Source organism: Paenibacillus sp. FSL E2-0151 (assembly GCF_037993015.1).
In the GTDB taxonomy this organism is placed as follows: Bacteria; Bacillota; Bacilli; order Paenibacillales; family Paenibacillaceae; genus Paenibacillus; species Paenibacillus amylolyticus.
This window is the reverse complement of record NZ_CP150308.1, coordinates 488,506-504,830: the sequence shown is the minus strand read 5'-3', so window position 1 is coordinate 504,830 and position 16,325 is coordinate 488,506. Positions and strand designations below refer to the sequence as shown.

17 protein-coding genes are annotated in these 16,325 nt (G+C 46.6%); 11 read left to right on the top strand and 6 right to left on the bottom strand.

Translation table 11 applies throughout. The annotated features are described in order from the left end of the window. Nucleotides 1–58: 58 nt before the first annotated feature. The 3 genes from MHI55_RS02500 to MHI55_RS02490 all read right to left on the bottom strand — a co-directional run bounded on the left by MHI55_RS02500 (nt 59) and on the right by MHI55_RS02490 (nt 2,613). Nucleotides 59–241, bottom strand: a complete 183-nt coding sequence (locus tag MHI55_RS02500) for a type A2 lanthipeptide (RefSeq protein WP_339190157.1) — start codon at nt 239–241, stop codon at nt 59–61. Between the two features lie 276 nt (nt 242–517). Then, nucleotides 518–1,900 carry a HAMP domain-containing sensor histidine kinase gene (locus tag MHI55_RS02495; protein WP_340388635.1) on the bottom strand — a complete coding sequence of 461 codons (1,383 nt, stop codon included), beginning with the start codon at nt 1,898–1,900 and terminating at the stop codon, nt 518–520. Beyond that, nucleotides 1,900–2,613, bottom strand: a complete 714-nt coding sequence (locus tag MHI55_RS02490) for a response regulator transcription factor (protein WP_339190160.1) — start codon at nt 2,611–2,613, stop codon at nt 1,900–1,902. Before MHI55_RS02490 ends, MHI55_RS02495 begins: the two co-directional genes overlap by 1 nt. Nucleotides 2,614–2,769: 156 nt before the next feature. Here MHI55_RS02490 and MHI55_RS02485 point away from each other — a divergent pair, with 156 nt between their 5' ends. From MHI55_RS02485 to MHI55_RS02470, 4 genes are read left to right on the top strand one after another with little or no spacing between them, the layout of a single operon-like run. Continuing rightward, complete coding sequence (locus MHI55_RS02485) at nt 2,770–3,687, top strand: ABC transporter ATP-binding protein (RefSeq protein WP_036616824.1); 918 nt, start codon at nt 2,770–2,772, stop codon at nt 3,685–3,687. Next, nucleotides 3,687–4,436, top strand: coding sequence for an ABC transporter permease (locus tag MHI55_RS02480; protein WP_036673138.1), 750 nt, complete (start codon nt 3,687–3,689; stop codon nt 4,434–4,436). The genes MHI55_RS02485 and MHI55_RS02480 overlap by 1 nt, the downstream gene beginning before the upstream one ends. Before the next feature lie 12 nt (nt 4,437–4,448). Beyond that, entirely contained in the window at nt 4,449–5,180 is a 732-nt protein-coding gene (locus MHI55_RS02475) for an ABC transporter permease (protein ID WP_036616664.1), read from the top strand. 29 nt (nt 5,181–5,209) lie between these two features. Further along, entirely contained in the window at nt 5,210–5,563 is a 354-nt protein-coding gene (locus MHI55_RS02470; protein ID WP_036616662.1) for a YxeA family protein, read from the top strand. Between the two features lie 84 nt (nt 5,564–5,647). Here MHI55_RS02470 and MHI55_RS02465 read toward each other — a convergent pair whose 3' ends face one another. Then, nucleotides 5,648–6,904: a DUF445 domain-containing protein gene (locus tag MHI55_RS02465; protein WP_340388633.1), complete on the bottom strand. Its 1,257-nt coding sequence runs from the start codon at nt 6,902–6,904 to the stop codon at nt 5,648–5,650. Between the two features lie 454 nt (nt 6,905–7,358). Between MHI55_RS02465 and MHI55_RS02460 the strand changes: the two genes are divergently transcribed. The 3 genes from MHI55_RS02460 (at nt 7,359) to MHI55_RS02450 (ending at nt 9,828) form a co-directional block, all read left to right on the top strand. Continuing rightward, complete coding sequence (locus tag MHI55_RS02460; RefSeq protein ID WP_036616658.1) at nt 7,359–8,186, top strand: aldo/keto reductase; 828 nt, start codon at nt 7,359–7,361, stop codon at nt 8,184–8,186. Between the two features lie 275 nt (nt 8,187–8,461). After that, complete coding sequence (locus tag MHI55_RS02455; RefSeq protein ID WP_036616657.1) at nt 8,462–8,980, top strand: sigma-70 family RNA polymerase sigma factor; 519 nt, start codon at nt 8,462–8,464, stop codon at nt 8,978–8,980. Next, complete coding sequence (locus MHI55_RS02450) at nt 8,977–9,828, top strand: DUF4179 domain-containing protein (RefSeq protein WP_036616655.1); 852 nt, start codon at nt 8,977–8,979, stop codon at nt 9,826–9,828. Before MHI55_RS02455 ends, MHI55_RS02450 begins: the two co-directional genes overlap by 4 nt. Nucleotides 9,829–9,979: 151 nt before the next feature. Here MHI55_RS02450 and MHI55_RS02445 read toward each other — a convergent pair whose 3' ends face one another. Continuing rightward, nucleotides 9,980–10,441, bottom strand: a complete 462-nt coding sequence (locus MHI55_RS02445) for a cupin domain-containing protein (RefSeq protein ID WP_017691032.1) — start codon at nt 10,439–10,441, stop codon at nt 9,980–9,982. A gap of 257 nt (nt 10,442–10,698) precedes the next feature. Here MHI55_RS02445 and MHI55_RS02440 point away from each other — a divergent pair, with 257 nt between their 5' ends. After that, a complete protein-coding gene (locus MHI55_RS02440; RefSeq protein WP_036616653.1) occupies nt 10,699–11,550 on the top strand; it encodes an AraC family transcriptional regulator in 852 nt (283 codons plus the stop codon). Between the two features lie 152 nt (nt 11,551–11,702). Here the strand turns inward: MHI55_RS02440 and MHI55_RS02435 are convergent, their stop codons facing one another. Continuing rightward, nucleotides 11,703–13,316, bottom strand: coding sequence for a glycoside hydrolase family 28 protein (locus MHI55_RS02435; protein ID WP_036616650.1), 1,614 nt, complete (start codon nt 13,314–13,316; stop codon nt 11,703–11,705). A gap of 481 nt (nt 13,317–13,797) precedes the next feature. Here MHI55_RS02435 and MHI55_RS02430 point away from each other — a divergent pair, with 481 nt between their 5' ends. The 3 genes from MHI55_RS02430 (at nt 13,798) to MHI55_RS02420 (ending at nt 16,221) form a co-directional block, all read left to right on the top strand. Beyond that, nucleotides 13,798–14,526: an amino acid ABC transporter ATP-binding protein gene (locus tag MHI55_RS02430; RefSeq protein ID WP_051447440.1), complete on the top strand. Its 729-nt coding sequence runs from the start codon at nt 13,798–13,800 to the stop codon at nt 14,524–14,526. Between the two features lie 40 nt (nt 14,527–14,566). Beyond that, entirely contained in the window at nt 14,567–15,397 is an 831-nt protein-coding gene (locus MHI55_RS02425) for a transporter substrate-binding domain-containing protein (RefSeq protein ID WP_340388631.1), read from the top strand. 101 nt (nt 15,398–15,498) lie between these two features. Continuing rightward, on the top strand, nt 15,499–16,221 hold the full coding sequence (locus tag MHI55_RS02420; protein WP_036616642.1) for an amino acid ABC transporter permease: 723 nt from the start codon (nt 15,499–15,501) through the stop codon (nt 16,219–16,221). The last annotated feature ends 104 nt before the right edge of the window (nt 16,222–16,325 follow it).

The following is a 16,325-nucleotide window of genomic DNA, read 5'->3' as shown; positions in this document are numbered from 1 at the left end:
ATAACAAAATCAAGCACATAACTGAAATCAGCTATGTGCCCGAAGATAAGAGTAAAAATTAACAACAAGTCAGCCAAGAAGAAGGTGAAACCGAATTATAATGACATTCATGACTTACCGTACAGAATACACCGCCGCTTGCTTCAACATCAATTACAGATACCGCACCTGTAATGACCATCAGCTCATCATCACTGATGTCCTCAATTGCTCCCAATGCTTCGAGATTGAATTCTTTCATTGAAAAAACCTCCATTCAATTTTTTTTATATGTATAGCTTAAAAAAAGCTAAACACCAAGGTTGAATTCAAGTCTTTACAATCCCAAAATATTAAATTTATGTAATTATTTCCTATATTCATCCTAGCACAATTTGCTATTTTTTGTAAATCCATTCTTTGGATTTTCGCGTCATTTTGACAAGAAACATTACTTTTACTATGACGATGACAAAATTGCGATAGTTCGTTGTTACATGTATAAAGTTTTAAACACCTGTCCAAGGCAGGTGTTTTTCTAAGTAGCAGGCAACTGCAATACAGCTCTAAACCCTTCCCCACTGTCACTCGTGAGAATAAGCCTTCCCCGATGAGCCTTTGCAATCCTTGATACCATTGGAAGCCCCAAGCCATGTCCCTGGCGGGAGGGCCGTACACGTCCTGCGGCATAAGGGAGTACCACCACATCGTCCAGATACTCTTTTGGAATTCCTATCCCATCATCAGATACCACAAACTCACAACATAAATCCTCCGCTGAACGGCTCGTTTCCAGCACAATTGCACATCCATCCGGGTTATGCCTGATACTGTTTTGTACCAAATTCGTTACTGCACGATACAATAATCGTTCATCCCCCATAACATGAAGACTCTCGTCCTGAACATGAAGCGAGATTGGATAACGCTCATCCAGTCCATTATTCAAAAAATCCGACACAGCCTGCCTTGCTAGTACCGAGAGTCGAATCGACTTCAACTGTAGAGGCTGCATCTCATACTCCAGCATGGATACCAGGTTTAGATCACTGACCAGTGACCGCAGGCGTTCACCCTGGCGACGAATAATGGAGGCCTGCTGTTTGTGCTCGGCTGACAAATCCGATTGCTCCTCCAACTCACTCGCGTAACCCAGAATCATGGACAAGGGTGTCCGTATATCATGAGAAATGCCTGCGATCCAGTTGGATCGCGCTTCATCTCTCGCTTTTAGAGCATCATCCTTGTCCTGAAGCATACGGGATGTTGAATTGATGCTTTGAGACAGATCATTAAATATACCTTTGGTTTCGACGTGAACAGGCTCTTCCTTTGCCAATGCATGAATGCCATGGATTAACGGTCGAATACTACGGATCACCCGCGTTCCAATGAGTATGGATACTAGTAGAGCAAGAGCCACATTACACACCAACAATAGTATGATCCGAATAGGCAATGACTTGAGCCACTCTGCCAGAAAGTCGAACTGGTATTTTCCGTACGTATTCTTAGGGTAGCCTACGACCAATAATCCATCTTCACGTTCCCATACGTACACCGGGTATTCCTTAAGATAGTATCGCGCGAACTTCGCAACATCCGTCACATTATAAGAGCGCGGGATTTCAGCCGGAAGCCGTTCGCTCCACTGTACCTTGCCCTGGGGATCGAGCAGCATTGCCCAAGCCTGATATGTATCCAGCAGTTGCATTCCATCGCTGTTTAGCGCATAGTCCCCCTGCTCGCCCTTACTCAGGCCACTGGCCATCTGTTTCACAACCGCACCGGGGGAAGGACCCTCATGAATTTCCTTGAAGATCAGCGAACCTAGCAGAATTAGATTGAACAATAACAGCACCACAGATACCAGAATGGTAGATCCTACAAACTTTCTTAGAATTCGAACAACGCCATCCATCACCTAGGCTCCTGAGCCATCAGTTTGTAACCAAGTCCCCGAACGGTTAGCAAAAATATCGGTTTGGATGGGTCTTCCTCAATCTTCTCCCGGATTCGCCGAACATGCACCATCAGTGTATTTTCATAACCATAACTCTCGTCTCCCCATACGGCTTGACACAGGGCATCACTGGTTACAATCCGGCCTTGATTCTCATACAACTTGATCAGTATGGAATGCTCCTTAGCTGTCAATGGAAGCTCCCTGTCTGTCCCCTGTACAACAGCACTCTCCAGATCAATGGTTTGTTCACCTAAACGGAATACAGGCAATCTCTCCACCGTATTGGAGGCATATACCCGCTTCAGAATAGCCATCAGCCTGAGAATCAACTCTCTTGGCAGAAAGGGCTTGACCATATAATCATCCGCTCCCAGCCCCAGACCGAGCAATCGATCCTCATCTTCACCACGTGCCGACAGGAACAGAACAGGCATGTCCGAGAATGACCGGATCGAAGAGAGCAGAGAGAACCCATCCCCATCTGGAAGCATCACGTCCAGGATTGCTGCATCCGGTTTTTCAAGCCTGCATACTGCCAAGGCATTCACGAAGTTATCGGCCGTATAGACCCGAAAAAAACCTTCTTTCCGTAAAAAACGTTCAATCATTTCCCGTATTTCGGGCTCATCATCTACGATCAATATTTTCTTATTCTTCAATAATTCCATTGATATCACCCTTTTTATTATACATCATAAAGGCATTCATCCGATATTTTCCATTTCCATTTAAGGTAATTGTAAGGTTATCTTCAGCTACGAGCAAGAAGCCTGATCTATATTTAGAGCAACAGAGACATTAGTGAAATGGAGTTGAGATCAATGATAAACAGTTCCCCCATCGTGGAAACGCATAACCTGTCCAAATCTTATGGCGGTACTAACCGCGTACATCAGGTCAATCTGGCAGTTGAGACGGGACAGATTTTTGGCTTCCTGGGTCCGAACGGAGCAGGCAAAACAACCACATTAAAAATGCTGTTGGGTTTGATCAAACCTACCGAAGGCACTGTAAAGGTGTTTGGCAAAGATCTGAATAAACATCGCCCTTCCATTCTGAATCAGACAGGTTCACTGATCGAATCTCCATCTTATTACGGCCACTTGACTGGACTTGAGAATATGAAAGTCATGCAGCGACTACGGAACGTACCGAACAAAAATATTGATGAAGCTCTCAAAATTGTTCGACTTGAAAATCAAAAACATAAACAGGCCGATCAGTATTCGCTGGGGATGAAGCAAAGACTCGGTATTGCCATGGCCCTGCTTGCCTTCCCAAGCCTGCTTATTCTGGATGAACCTACGAACGGACTTGATCCGTCCGGGATCGGTGAGATCAGGGAATTGATCAAGTCCCTTCCTGGTCAATACGGCATAACAGTCCTGCTATCCAGCCACCTGTTATCAGAGATCGAACAGATTGCTACCTCAGTCGGCATTATCAGTGATGGCAAACTTCTGTTTCAGGGAAGCATGCAGAGTCTTCAGGCCAATAACAAGGCTACCATACGTTTTCAGACGACGGATACGGCAAGGGCGGAAAAAATCCTTTTGACTCAAGGCTACATGCCTACAGTCCAGGGCAAACAACTGGTGTTCGACTACCTTCGTGACGAAGAAGTCTCGCAGATGAATAAAGTGCTGGTACAACACGATATTCCTGTGATTCGTATCGAGGAATACAAGAAAAGTCTGGAAGGTATATTCCTGGATCTGACCGGAAAGGAGCGGAGCCTGTAATGAAAGCTCTATCCCTAGAGTATTTTAAAATCCGCCGCAAAAAGATCTGGGTCATGCTATCTCTTTTTCTAGCCGCTGAGATGATCTGGGCCTCCATGTCCATGAGTATCTCCATCTCCCGAAGTGCAACCAATGCGAGCTGGGAAGCCTTGATCTTCAGCATCGCTTCCATGAACGGTCTGTTTCTGCCCATTATATCGGCTATCGTTGTATCCCGCATCTGTGATATGGAGCATAAGGGGAACACCTGGAAGATGCTAATGACGACCAACACCGGACGTAATCATGTCTACACAGCCAAATACATATGTGCGAACAGCCTGATCCTTTATGGTATCCTTGCGCAAGCTGTGTTCATTGTCGGTTTCGGTTTATCCAAAAATATTTCCGGTCCGCTGCCACTTTCCCTGCTTGTGCAGTTCGCTATAGGCACAATGCTAACTACACTCGCCATCACCGCTCTTCAGCAATGGTTGTCTCTTACAGTACGCAATCAGGCTTTTGCGTTATGTCTGGGTATGCTAGGCGGATTCATCGGAACAACATCGGGGTTGTTTCCAGCAGGTGTACGTCACCTTTTCATCTGGTCTTACTACATGGATCTGAATCCAGTCACTTATATTTACAGCGCATCTTCGGGTACCTATGTATCGGGTATGCTGCCTGTCGGTCTTTTCTTAGCCGCCTTGTTGATGGCTGCCATCTTCTATTTTGCAGGGAATATTCATGCTTCAAGACAAGAGATTTGAGGAGGGGAACACATGCTGAGGAGCATTTCCGCAGAATGGCTTAAACTTCGGCATTCCCGGATCAGCCTGGTACTGGCCATTCTGCCTATTATCAGTCTGCTTATCGGATGCTTTAACTTTTATTTTAATCAAGCGGCTTTACAAAACGGGTGGTACAGCCTGTGGACACAGGTCAGTTTGTTTTACGGAGAATTCTTCCTGCCCATCCTGATCGCTATCTGTTGTGCCTTTGTATGCCGCCTGGAACACAGCAATCGCAACTGGAATATGATTCTGGCTTCTCCAGTGTCAGTCACCAGCCTATTTGTTGCCAAGTTGGTCATTGTTGGCATATTGATCTTCTCGGCTCAAGCCTTCTTCATGCTCATGTACTGGGCAGCAGGCAAACTGTTCGTCATTCCGGGTCCGTTCCCGATGGAGACCGTCGTATGGAGCCTGCGAGGATGGTTTGCCGCTATCTCTATTGCTGCACTGCAACTAGGGTTGTCGATCCGGATAAGAAGCTTTGCGACGCCAATTGGCATCAGCCTTTGTGCAGTCTTTCTGGGACTAGGCATGTATGTGCTGAAAATCGGCATGTTATTCCCCTACTCCTTGTTAACTATAGGCATGGGCGTTCTGAGTCAAAAGGGACTGACATCCTCGGAGAATATCGTTTTTCTTTTCATGAACAGTCTCTTTATCCTTCTGTTTGCTACCTGGTCGATCCGCCGCCTGAAATATAAAGACATCGCATCGTCCTAAATTTACCGAGATTAAAGGAGGACAAGAACATGAAAAAAGCATTCACTATTCTCGCATTGGTACTCGTTATTCTGACTTGCCTGTGGCTCTTCTTCATGGACCCTGCTAAATTGACTCCCGATAACCCTGCCGGCAAAACAACCTACTATACCACTGTGAATCAGACTACAGTCAACAAGGATGACAATGGCAGATATGCTTATGAACTGATCGGCTATACAGACGAAGGAAAATCCAAAACACTTAGCTTCTCCACCAGTAAGCTACTCAAAAATGGGGCCTATCTGAAACTATATGTATCCACGCTGCGTGGTGTTACACACTGGGAAGAGGTCACAGCGGACGATCTGCCAGGGCAAGCCAAGCAGTTAACCTCTAAATAGAAAAAGATGCGTATCTATATCTCCATTGATATTTGCATAACAAAAAGAGCCTTGCCCTATTACTTCAAGGGTGGCTCTTTTAGGTTATGCTAATGCCATCTGTAGCGCAGTCAGCGCAATCCCGATAACAAATCCGGTAACGGCTCCGTTGATCCGAATCCATTGCAGATCCTGTCCAACCTTATCCTCAATCATCGAAACCAAAGTGGCATTGTCCATTTTGTCCACATTTTCGCGTACCAGTTTACCGATTTTGGAATGATTTTTCTCCAGCAGTGTTGTGACGCCATTTACGATCTTGGCATTCATGCCTGTCATCAACGCGTCATCTGCCCGCAGATCAACCAATACCCGCTCAATGGCAGGCAGTGCATACGTATCTACATACTGTCCATCTTCCATCGCGGCGAGCGCCTTGTCTCTCAGTTCGGTGAGTTTGTTCAGCACCGTTTCCTCTGCGTTCCAGCCCTCCAGCATATTGTTCTTCCAACTGTTGATTCCATCTTGCATAGCCTCACTCATTGCCAAACGCACCGTCTGGGTACGTACCATATCAAGCACCTTGTATCTTAGAGCACTGCCTTCACGTTTCATATCCTCTACCCGATCGAAGAGATATCCTTGCAAAATGCCACCCAGACGCTCCTCGTTCATATAACCCAGGAACGCATTCATCGCAAACTGCATCAATCCGTTCATCTGAATGCCACTAATGGCTTTCATGCCGCTTTCACCCAAAAACATGATCGTCTCGGGTTTAACCAGCCACTCCTCGGCTTGCTTCAGTCCGTAGTCCAGCGCTTTGGCGTCGTAACCCCGCTCTGTCATCTGGTGGGCAGCCCGTTCCAGAATCGGACCCAGATCAAAGGCTCCCGCTTGTGACTTGATCTCACGTGCCACGAGCGGAGCAATCTGCTCTAACGGCAGACCAGCCAGAATTCGTTTGCAGAGTGTATCAATCATCGTCTTGATCCCGTCACTGTGAAGCTCACGTGTCAACGTATCTAGCACCGTCTCTGCTGCTTTGAAATCTGCAATTTTCTCGGTAATGCTGTCTTTGTTGAGCAAGTTATTTTCTACCGCGGAGACCAGACCTTCCGTCATTTTATCGCGATTCTTCGGCAGCAATGCTGTGTGCGGAATTGGAATGCCGAGCGGGTGACGGAATAATGCGGTAACTGCGAACCAGTCCGCAAGTCCACCCACGAGTCCAGCTTCAAATGATCCTACCAGCAACTTGCCCACAGGAACGCCCTGGAACGGCAAGGATGCAGCAAATCCCGCTCCCATTACTACGAGAGACCAGGCAGCTGCTTTTTTGGTTTGTTTAGGTTTAGCCATTGTATTCTTGCTCCTTTATCGTTAATCGTACGGCCCGGCCTGTACCCGATTCCGCACTTCGTCTGTTCTTATGTCGGCATCTTGCATAATTCGATTCTAAACGCTCACGGGTACAAGATATAGACGAACAGGATCATTTCGATCTATATCTTGCTGATTGGAAGACGCTCATGGGATTTATGCAAAATGCTTATGTAAACTCTCCAATTACAAAGTCTTGACTTCCATATTTCGTATACTTCATCTTATCACCCACAAGCGTCAAAACCAAACCTCTGGTTGAAGAAAAGGATAATAGCGGTGTTTACTTCGTAAAATGGATCACTCCCTTTACCAAGACCAGGCAGATTTTAGTATAATCATTCAAGACGGCCCTTCGATATCGATTGGCTGCTGAACAGCAGGGTAATTACATATTGGAACAATGAATCAATAAGAGGAGGAATTTCGGACCATGAAACACGTGCAGGACACAACCACGCTCTATAACGGAGTCAAAATGCCATGGCTGGGCTTTGGGGTATTCAAAGTTAAAGACGGAGACGAAGTCGTTCATGCTGTCAAAACAGCCATTCAAGCTGGTTATCGCAGCATCGACACTGCCAAAGCGTATAACAACGAAACAGGTGTCGCTCAGGGTATTCGTGAATCTGGAGTAGCTCGTGAGGATCTGTTCATTACCACTAAAGTATGGAATAGTGATCAGGGATATGAATCCACGCTGGCTGCCTTCGAAGCAAGCATGGAACGACTCGAACTGGAGTACCTGGATCTCTATCTTATCCACTGGCCGGTTAAGGGCAAGTACAAAGACACATGGCGAGCGCTGGAGAAACTCCATAAAGAAGGACGCATCCGCGCGATCGGTGTGAGCAACTTCCAGATTCACCATCTGGAAGACTTGATGATCGATGCCACGATCAAACCAGCAGTTAATCAGGTGGAGCTTCACCCACTATTGATTCAGTCAGAGCTTCGTGAGTACTGCAACAAACATCAGATTCAGATCGAAGCCTGGTCTCCGCTCGGACAAGGTCATCTGATGGATCATCCGTTGCTGAAGGATATCGCCGCCAAATACAGCAAGTCCCCCGCACAAGTAATTCTGCGCTGGGATCTGCAGAACGGCATCGTGACGATACCAAAATCCGTTACGCCTGAGCGTATTCACGCGAATGCCGATCTCTACGATTTTGAGTTAACTTCGGAAGAAATAGAGCAGATTAACAGTCTGAACGAGAATAAACGATTTGGTTCTGATCCAGACAACTTTAACTTCTAATATAAGCAAATTAATTCGATTACACCCGCCTTCGATCTTAGAAGAGCGGGTGTTTTGGTATGTGATGTTATAGGCAAACTATTCTATGTTAAGAATGGAGGCGAGGCTCGTTATCCTATTCAGGGCCAAAAGAAAAAAAGTTTTTTTGACCGTTTAGAACTATTTCTTCTCCTCACCAGTCTAACGAGTGTCAAGCGAACTCAAGCACTTCTATAGAATCCAGGCCTGGAACGAGCGGTGACTTGAATATTTAGGTTGATCAGGGGGGATCAGGAGTGATTAGACTGAACCATAGAAAGACAAAAGAAGAACAGTTCAGCGAAAAAATAACAGAGATTCAAAATAAATTATATCGACTGGCATACTGCTATGTTAAAAATGAACAAGAAGCGCTGGATATCGTATCCGAAGCGGTCTATAAAGGGTTCATCGCTTATGGAAAGATGGAGTCCATGACTTATTTTGATTCCTGGATGTCACGAATTGTGATTAACACAGCGATAGACCATATTCGACGCAACCAGCGAGTGACCTATATGGAGGATCATGTGCAGGAGTTTGTAGCTCCAGAGCGAGGGGCGTCGCTAGAAGAAAAAATGGATCTATATGACGCACTGGACCGGCTTATCCCCGAGGAAAGAGCCTATATTATATTAAAATTCTTTGTGAATCTGCCTTTTCGAGAGATGGCTGAAGTGCTCTCCATACCGGAAAATACAGTTAAGTCCAAATTCTATCGTATTATCAAAAAATTAAAATTTTATTTGATTGAAGGAGAGGTTGAGAACGTATGACAGGAAAAGATCGTTACGAAAATATTGAAATCCCTGCTCAACTTACTGACGTTATTCGTCAAGCCCAGCAAAAGGCTGCCGCTCGCAAAAGCTCCTCCCGTATCATTCGCTACGCTTCCATTCTGGCAGCATGTGCCGCTTTTCTGTTCATAGTCAACATTCCTACTGTCGCAAACGCCATGGTCAAAATACCTGTGGTTGGATCTATTGTTCAGGTGTTGCAATTTGGCGATGGAGGCAAAGTTACAGATGGTGTAACTGTGGGATCGGAAGCAACCGAAAATACGCTTAAAATCAATTTTAGTACCGACGAGCAAGATCAGACTAATGATGCACCCCATTATAATGTGGTACACAAAGAAGCACCGAATCGCATCCTCTTCACTTTTAGCGGTGCACGTTACATGGATATAGAGAAAGTCAAAGCCGACTTCATGACCCAGCCTTTAGTGAAAGATGTTTATGGTTCCATGATTTTAGACGACTCTTCCGTCGGATTCGTAGTTGTTTTAAAAGAAGGGGTACAGTATGCCGTAACGGAATTCAAGAACCCTGGATACCTGGAAGTGAAACTGACTTCCGACGGCAAACCGGTCACACCTCGGAAGGTATACTCTCTCCGCACAGAATCAATGCCTTTTGGAGAATCGATGGGTATAATTAAAGAATCCTATCCGGATGAGGACATCTCTTTCCTCAAAACGTCCACTGGTGAGTTTACAGCAGTTATTGGAGAATATCTTACCGCTGAAGAAGCTGAACAGAAGCTCAAAGAACTCGCTCAGCAACCGGATTATCATGAGGAGTTTTATGTGGACAGCTGGATGAGTAACGAGAATCCGAAGTGATTAGTCATTGCCAAAAGTGATGCTTATTCAAAAGGGAATGATCTATCCCTGAACTAGGCATAGACCTCAGCATACTTTATACGCTCGATCCAAAAAAATCCCGATTCGGATGCACTGAGCATCTCGGATCGGGATTTTCACATATTAAAACCTATTCGCTTTTGGATACCAGCTTGAAATCATCAAAGTGGAAACCTGGCGCTACTACGCAAGTTACCAGTACAGGCTCATCGCCCAGCGGACGCGCTGTCTGCCATACGCCGGCAGGAACGAGCACCTGTGGTGATTGCCCCGCAGCAATATCCATCCCCAGAACAAGAACTTCCTCGTTCTCCGGGTTCTCCCCATTGCCACCCAGCTTCAGTTCAACTGGACTGCCGCTGTGCCACAGCCAAAGTTCATCGGACAGAACCGTATGCCACTCGGAGATTTCATGTGCGTGTAGCAGGAAATACGTGGAACTTGCCGAGAATCGTGGACCGGAGTATGTATCCGGCAGAACGGACTGTGGAATCTGATAAGACGCCTTCCATTCTTCCTTATACCAACCGCCTTCAACGTGAGGTTGCATATTGAGCGCAGCAACCAATGGCGATAATTCATGTGTCGTCATAACCTGTTTCCTTCCTTCCAAATCATATTGAAGGCACTCCTTAACCAGAGTTTCGCCTCTCTCCCCCTACTCTAAAACATCATTCAAGTTTTGTCACCTTGACAGCACATAAGTACCATGCCAAATTCATTCTCTCGGTATTTAACGATAGGATTAAAGAAATATTTCATTTCCAATGATAGCGTTTACAAAAAGATGGATGTTCCGTTATGATATGGATATCGTTGTTAATCCGTGAAGCAGAGGGGAGCTGTACCATGAGTCTCATAGAGGACCGGATTGGACCCAAATACCGAATCGGTGAACATTCATTTACCATTGAACATATGCGCAGACATGATGGGAATGGTATGCCACAACCTCACGCTCATCCATTCTACGAACTGTATTACTTACTTGAAGGTGAACGAGTGTATTCCATGAATGGTCAGATTCTGTCCGCCCGCAAGGGTGATTTTATTCTGATTAATCCACACGATGTACATACCACCTCCAAAGGAAGTATTCCCGGCTTCGAACGGATATTAATCGGTTTTTCTCCTGCTTTTGCAACGGGGATGGAACTTGGCATATGTGGTCTGCTGCCTTTTAATTGTTCAAGACTCCTTCGCCTGCCTGAAGCGGAACAGCCCGAGATGGAGCGTATATTGTGGCAGATGCTGCAAGAATGCAAAGAGCGACGCCCTCACTATGAGATCGCCGTAAGAAGTCTGCTTGCCCAACTTTTGATCCGTATCCATCGGGTAGAGGAGGACATCCGGCAGTCATGCCCCGGTCCCTTGCATCCGATGCAGGACAAAATCAGTGAAATTGTCACTTATGTGAATAAAAACTATACCGAACCACTTACATTGGAGGGTGCAGCCAATCGTTTTTATATCAGTCCATCCTATCTGAGCCGAATGTTCAGCCGGTTTACCGGGTTTCGATTTAGCGAATATTTGCGGGTTGTTCGTGTCCGGGAAGCACAACGAAGATTACTGTCCACACAAGAGCGTGTCCAGATGATCGCTGAGAAGGTAGGATTTGAACATACGGCTCATTTTAACAAAACATTCAAACAGGTTACCGGTACAACACCGCTACGCTATCGCAAGGAACACCGGTAGATCTTCAGATAACTTCATATAAAAGCCGAGTGGGTAGCCTTGCTCCAGAGATTACGCATCCCTTATATCGTGAAGCACCACGATTACTGGATCTATGGCTACGCCACTGCGGCTGAGTTTGACCAACTTGTATAAACCTTATTACATAGCTTTTACCTGCGAATGATCACACCACTTCGTACCTCGGGACCCACAGAGATCTGGCGACCGTCTGTGTCAGCATCGCCTTCACGACATACAATGCCTGCGGACTCGTGTCCGGTCACCATCAGAAGTCGGCCATCTGCACCTTTGCCCTGAATGCTCTCTAATTCTGCCCCTTTGCACTGGTGCAAATGAACCAGCGGACCTTCAGTGATCTGCGCCTGCAATTCAGCGATATGCAGATGTTTTGCATGAGCACATTGGATACCACTGCGAGCTTGCACGTTGTAACGCTGGATGATCACCCCATCCAAAGGCTGTTCCGGCAATCCACTCACAAGCAACGCAGTGTCGGCACCCGCACAGATCACATCCGATATTCGAATATCTCGGAACACTGGCGTCTCTTCGCTAATCTCCTGAGATAGATCACTGCCCCGGGCAGACCCTTCCTGATTTGCATAGAAAAAGGAAAACGAGATCGCTTCCATAATGATATCTTTCATATATATGCGCTCAATCTGAATGTCCTCAACCACTCCGCCGCGCCCACGTGCGCTTTTGAAGCGAAGTCCAATGTCCGTTCCGATAAACGTACAATCCGACACACGCACATGCCGCACTCCACCGGACATTTCACTGCCAATTACAAACCCGCCATGACCGTGATACACCGTGCAATCCCGAATGGTGATGTACTCCGATGGAAGACCCAGTTCACGGCCTTCGGCATCCTTGCCTGATTTCAGACAGATCGCATCATCACCGACATCGAATACACTATTCTCCACCACCACATGACGGCAGGATTCAACGTCCAGCCCATCTCCATTCTGAGAAAACCACGGATTCCGCACACTCACGTTACGAATGGTGACATGCTCAGATGCCCAGGGGTGCAGATTCCATGCAGGCGAGTTCTGAAACGTTGGACCGTCCAGCAGTACCCGTTTGCATCTCCGTAAACTGACCATGTTGGGACGTAAAAAGTCTCTGACTTCTTCATAGGCAGCGACATCACGCACCTGCTCCTGATGCAATCGATTCGCGATGGTGCCACCCTCAAGTGCAGCTGTGGTAGGCCACCAGATTTCTTCATCTCCGCCGGATTGCTCTACAACACCACCGGAAGCGACCAATTGGTTCCATTGTGAAGTGGTCATTTTGGAGCGTTTCACCGGACGCCATGCCTCCCCGCCCCCATCCCATATCCCCTCACCAGTAATCGCAATATCCTCCAGTTGATCACCATCGATCGGGGATTGGCAACGGACCACCTGCCATCCTTCGAAGCTTGATGCAATTAATGGGTATTGATCAAAATCTCGGCTAAACGTAACCAGTGCCCCTGCTTCCACATGTAGTTCGATCCGGCTGCGCATTACAATCGGGCCTGTGAGCCATACCCCGGCAGGAATTACGATTCTCCCACCTCCTGCTTCAGCACATGAAGCGATGGCAAGTCGGAACATCTCCGTATTATCTGTTACGCCGTCTCCAACAGCTCCATAGTCTTTAAGCTGAAAATCCTGTACAGGAATGACAGGCAAATTGGCTTCATAAGCTCGAACATCGGACTGGGCACTTGCTCCTGTCGACATTGGGGAGTGATATGTATTCATCGTGCAGAATCATCCTCTCTACATGTAATGGAATTGTTATGGGATCAATACATCGCTTTTACTCTCCTTACTTAACGTTCATACGGACGCTCTCTCGCTCCATCATATCAATGGCATGACGTGTAGGGTTGAGCTTTCTTGCCATGTACACGTGGAACTTGATGCTATTTGTTTTGTTAATCAGAGTCATAAATCAAACATCACTCCCAGTATACTCTATACAACTATTCCAAAGGTTGGAAATCAACTAGGAGAATAGATTCATTTTTCTGTCAGGATTCGTCACAAGGCATTTAATAACATGACAGATATATAACATATTTTCTGGCTATAGCCCTAGGGAACCCATTACTTATGTCATGTTTTATCACAAACCAATTGCCATAAGCAGGATGACTATGTATGATTAAATAACTAGTTTCAATTTATTCCTTATTATTCCTTTTACACACAGACGTTGCAGAAAGGATGGGGTGTACTCTTGATTGAATTTAGGGGTGTCCAGAAACATTTCGGTCATTTTCATGTCCTCAAGGATATCCATCTTCACATTGAAGAAGGAGAAGTCGTCGTCATTATCGGACCTTCCGGCTCCGGCAAAAGCACGTTACTCCGCTGTATTAACCGCTTGGAGACCATTACCGAAGGTGAACTTGTCGTCAGTGGGATTCCTCTACATCAGAAAAAGGTGGACATTAACCTCTTCCGCCGTGACATCGGCATGGTATTTCAACACTTCAATCTTTATCCTCACAAAAAAGTCATCGATAACATTACCCTTGCACCCATGAAGGTGCGTAAACAACCCAAAGAACAGGCAGCCGCAACAGCTATGAAGTATCTGACCCGAGTGGGCATTGCCGACAAAGCAGACAGTTACCCCTCCCAGTTGTCCGGTGGACAGCAACAACGGGTAGCCATCGCCAGAGGACTCGCCATGGAGCCCAAAATCATGCTTTTTGACGAACCAACCTCTGCTCTCGATCCCGAGATGATCGGGGAAGTCCTCGATGTCATGCGTTCCCTTGCCCATAATGGCATGACCATGGTCGTTGTTACCCATGAGATGGGATTCGCCCGTGAAGTTGCGGACCGGGTCATCTTCATGGACGAAGGCCGAATTGTAGAAGAGGCCCAAGCTGCTGAATTTTTTGACAACCCCAGAGAAGAACGAGCACAGCAATTCCTGAGCCGTCTGATTCATCATTGAGAATAATCCACTATTCCATTTTGAAAGGGGTCTTTTATTCATGAAGAAATTATTGAAATGGCCATCATTTATGCTTGTCCTCATTCTCTCCCTTGTATTGTCCGGTTGTAGTACAGGTACAGATACACCTTCAGCGAGCGGTGGTGGTGACGCCGAGGCGAAAGGCACGATTGAGCGGATTAAGGAACGTGGCAAGCTCATTGCCGGTGTGAAATACGATACGAAGCTGTTTGGCTTGAAAGATCCTGCAAGTGGCAACGTTGAAGGGTTCGATATTGATATCGCCAAGGCACTCGCCAAACAGATCCTTGGAGATGAGACTAAGGTTGAACTGAAAGAGGTCACTTCCAAGACACGTATTCCCATGTTGCAAAATGGAGACATCGACATCATCATCGCCACGATGACAATCACGGATGAGCGTAAGGAACAGGTAGATTTCAGTGATGTTTATTTCGAGGCAGGCCAATCCCTGCTGGTGAAAAATGACAGTACGATTACCGGCCTGGAAAGCCTCAGCGGGGTGAAAGTGCTCGCGGTGAAAGGCTCCACATCCGCTCAAAATATTCGCGAGAAAGCCCCGGATGCTGAGGTGCTTGAATTCGATAACTATCAGGATGCATTCACTGCTCTCAAAGCAGGTAAAGGCGAAGCGCTGACCACAGATAACATCATCCTCATCGGTATGCAACAGACGGATAACAGCTTCCAATTGGTTGGTGGCAATTTCACAAGCGAACCTTATGGTATGGCCATTCGCAAAGGCGACACTGCCTTCGTGGAGGAAGTCAACACGCTGCTCAAAAGCATGAAAGACAGCGGGGAATATGACACATTACATGAGAAATGGCTCGGCTCCAAGCCCGAGTAACCCGAATTAAGATAGGTAAGCGGCGAATTCGTCTGCTGGATGCAAAGCATGAGCAGACGTAATCGCCGTTTCTACATCTGGAGAACGGAGGCTTCGCCTATATGGGCACATTGGATTTCAGCGTACTGATGCGACACTCGGATCGTTTTCTGGAAGGGTTCCTGAATACGATTCAAGTGAGCATCATGGCTCTCATTGGCAGCTTTATCCTTGGCGCGATCCTGGCTATCTTTCGGATATCCCCTGTGAAACCTCTGAATTGGATCGGCACGGCTTTTGTGGAATTTATCCGAAACATTCCATTGCTGTTGGTTGTGTTTTTCTTCTATCTTGGACTGCCTGCACTTGGCATTTCGCTGGATGGGTTTGTCTCCGGTACTCTGGGTCTGACCATCTACACCGCCGCTTTCATTGCCGAAGCGATCCGAGCGGGCATTCAGACGGTGCCGCGTGGACAACTGGAAGCAGCACGGTCTTCCGGCTTGTCCTATGTACAGGCCATGAACCTGATCATTCTGCCCCAGGCCATCAAGATTGTATTGCCGTCCATCGGCAACCAGTTCATCAATCTGGTCAAAAACTCATCCATTCTTGCCGTTGTCGCCGGTATGGATCTTATGTATTTTGCCGACTTGGTTAACTCGGATACGTTCCAGCCGCTAAGTGTGTACACCATTGTTGCGCTGTTCTATCTGGTGCTGACACTACCACTTAGCTTCCTGGTGCATTATATGGAGCGCAGGTTTGGACAGAGCGATGCAGAGGCGCGCAGCACCAAAGGCAAACCGAAAAAGAACAAACCGGCAGGTCAGGTTACCATGTAACAGATCGACTTGTACCTGGCGTAGATTTTTAGGGAGATATATTGGCTTGTCCATGTGGTTTAAATGAGTACTGGATCGTCTGTGTTTTGCTTGCATTGGTGATC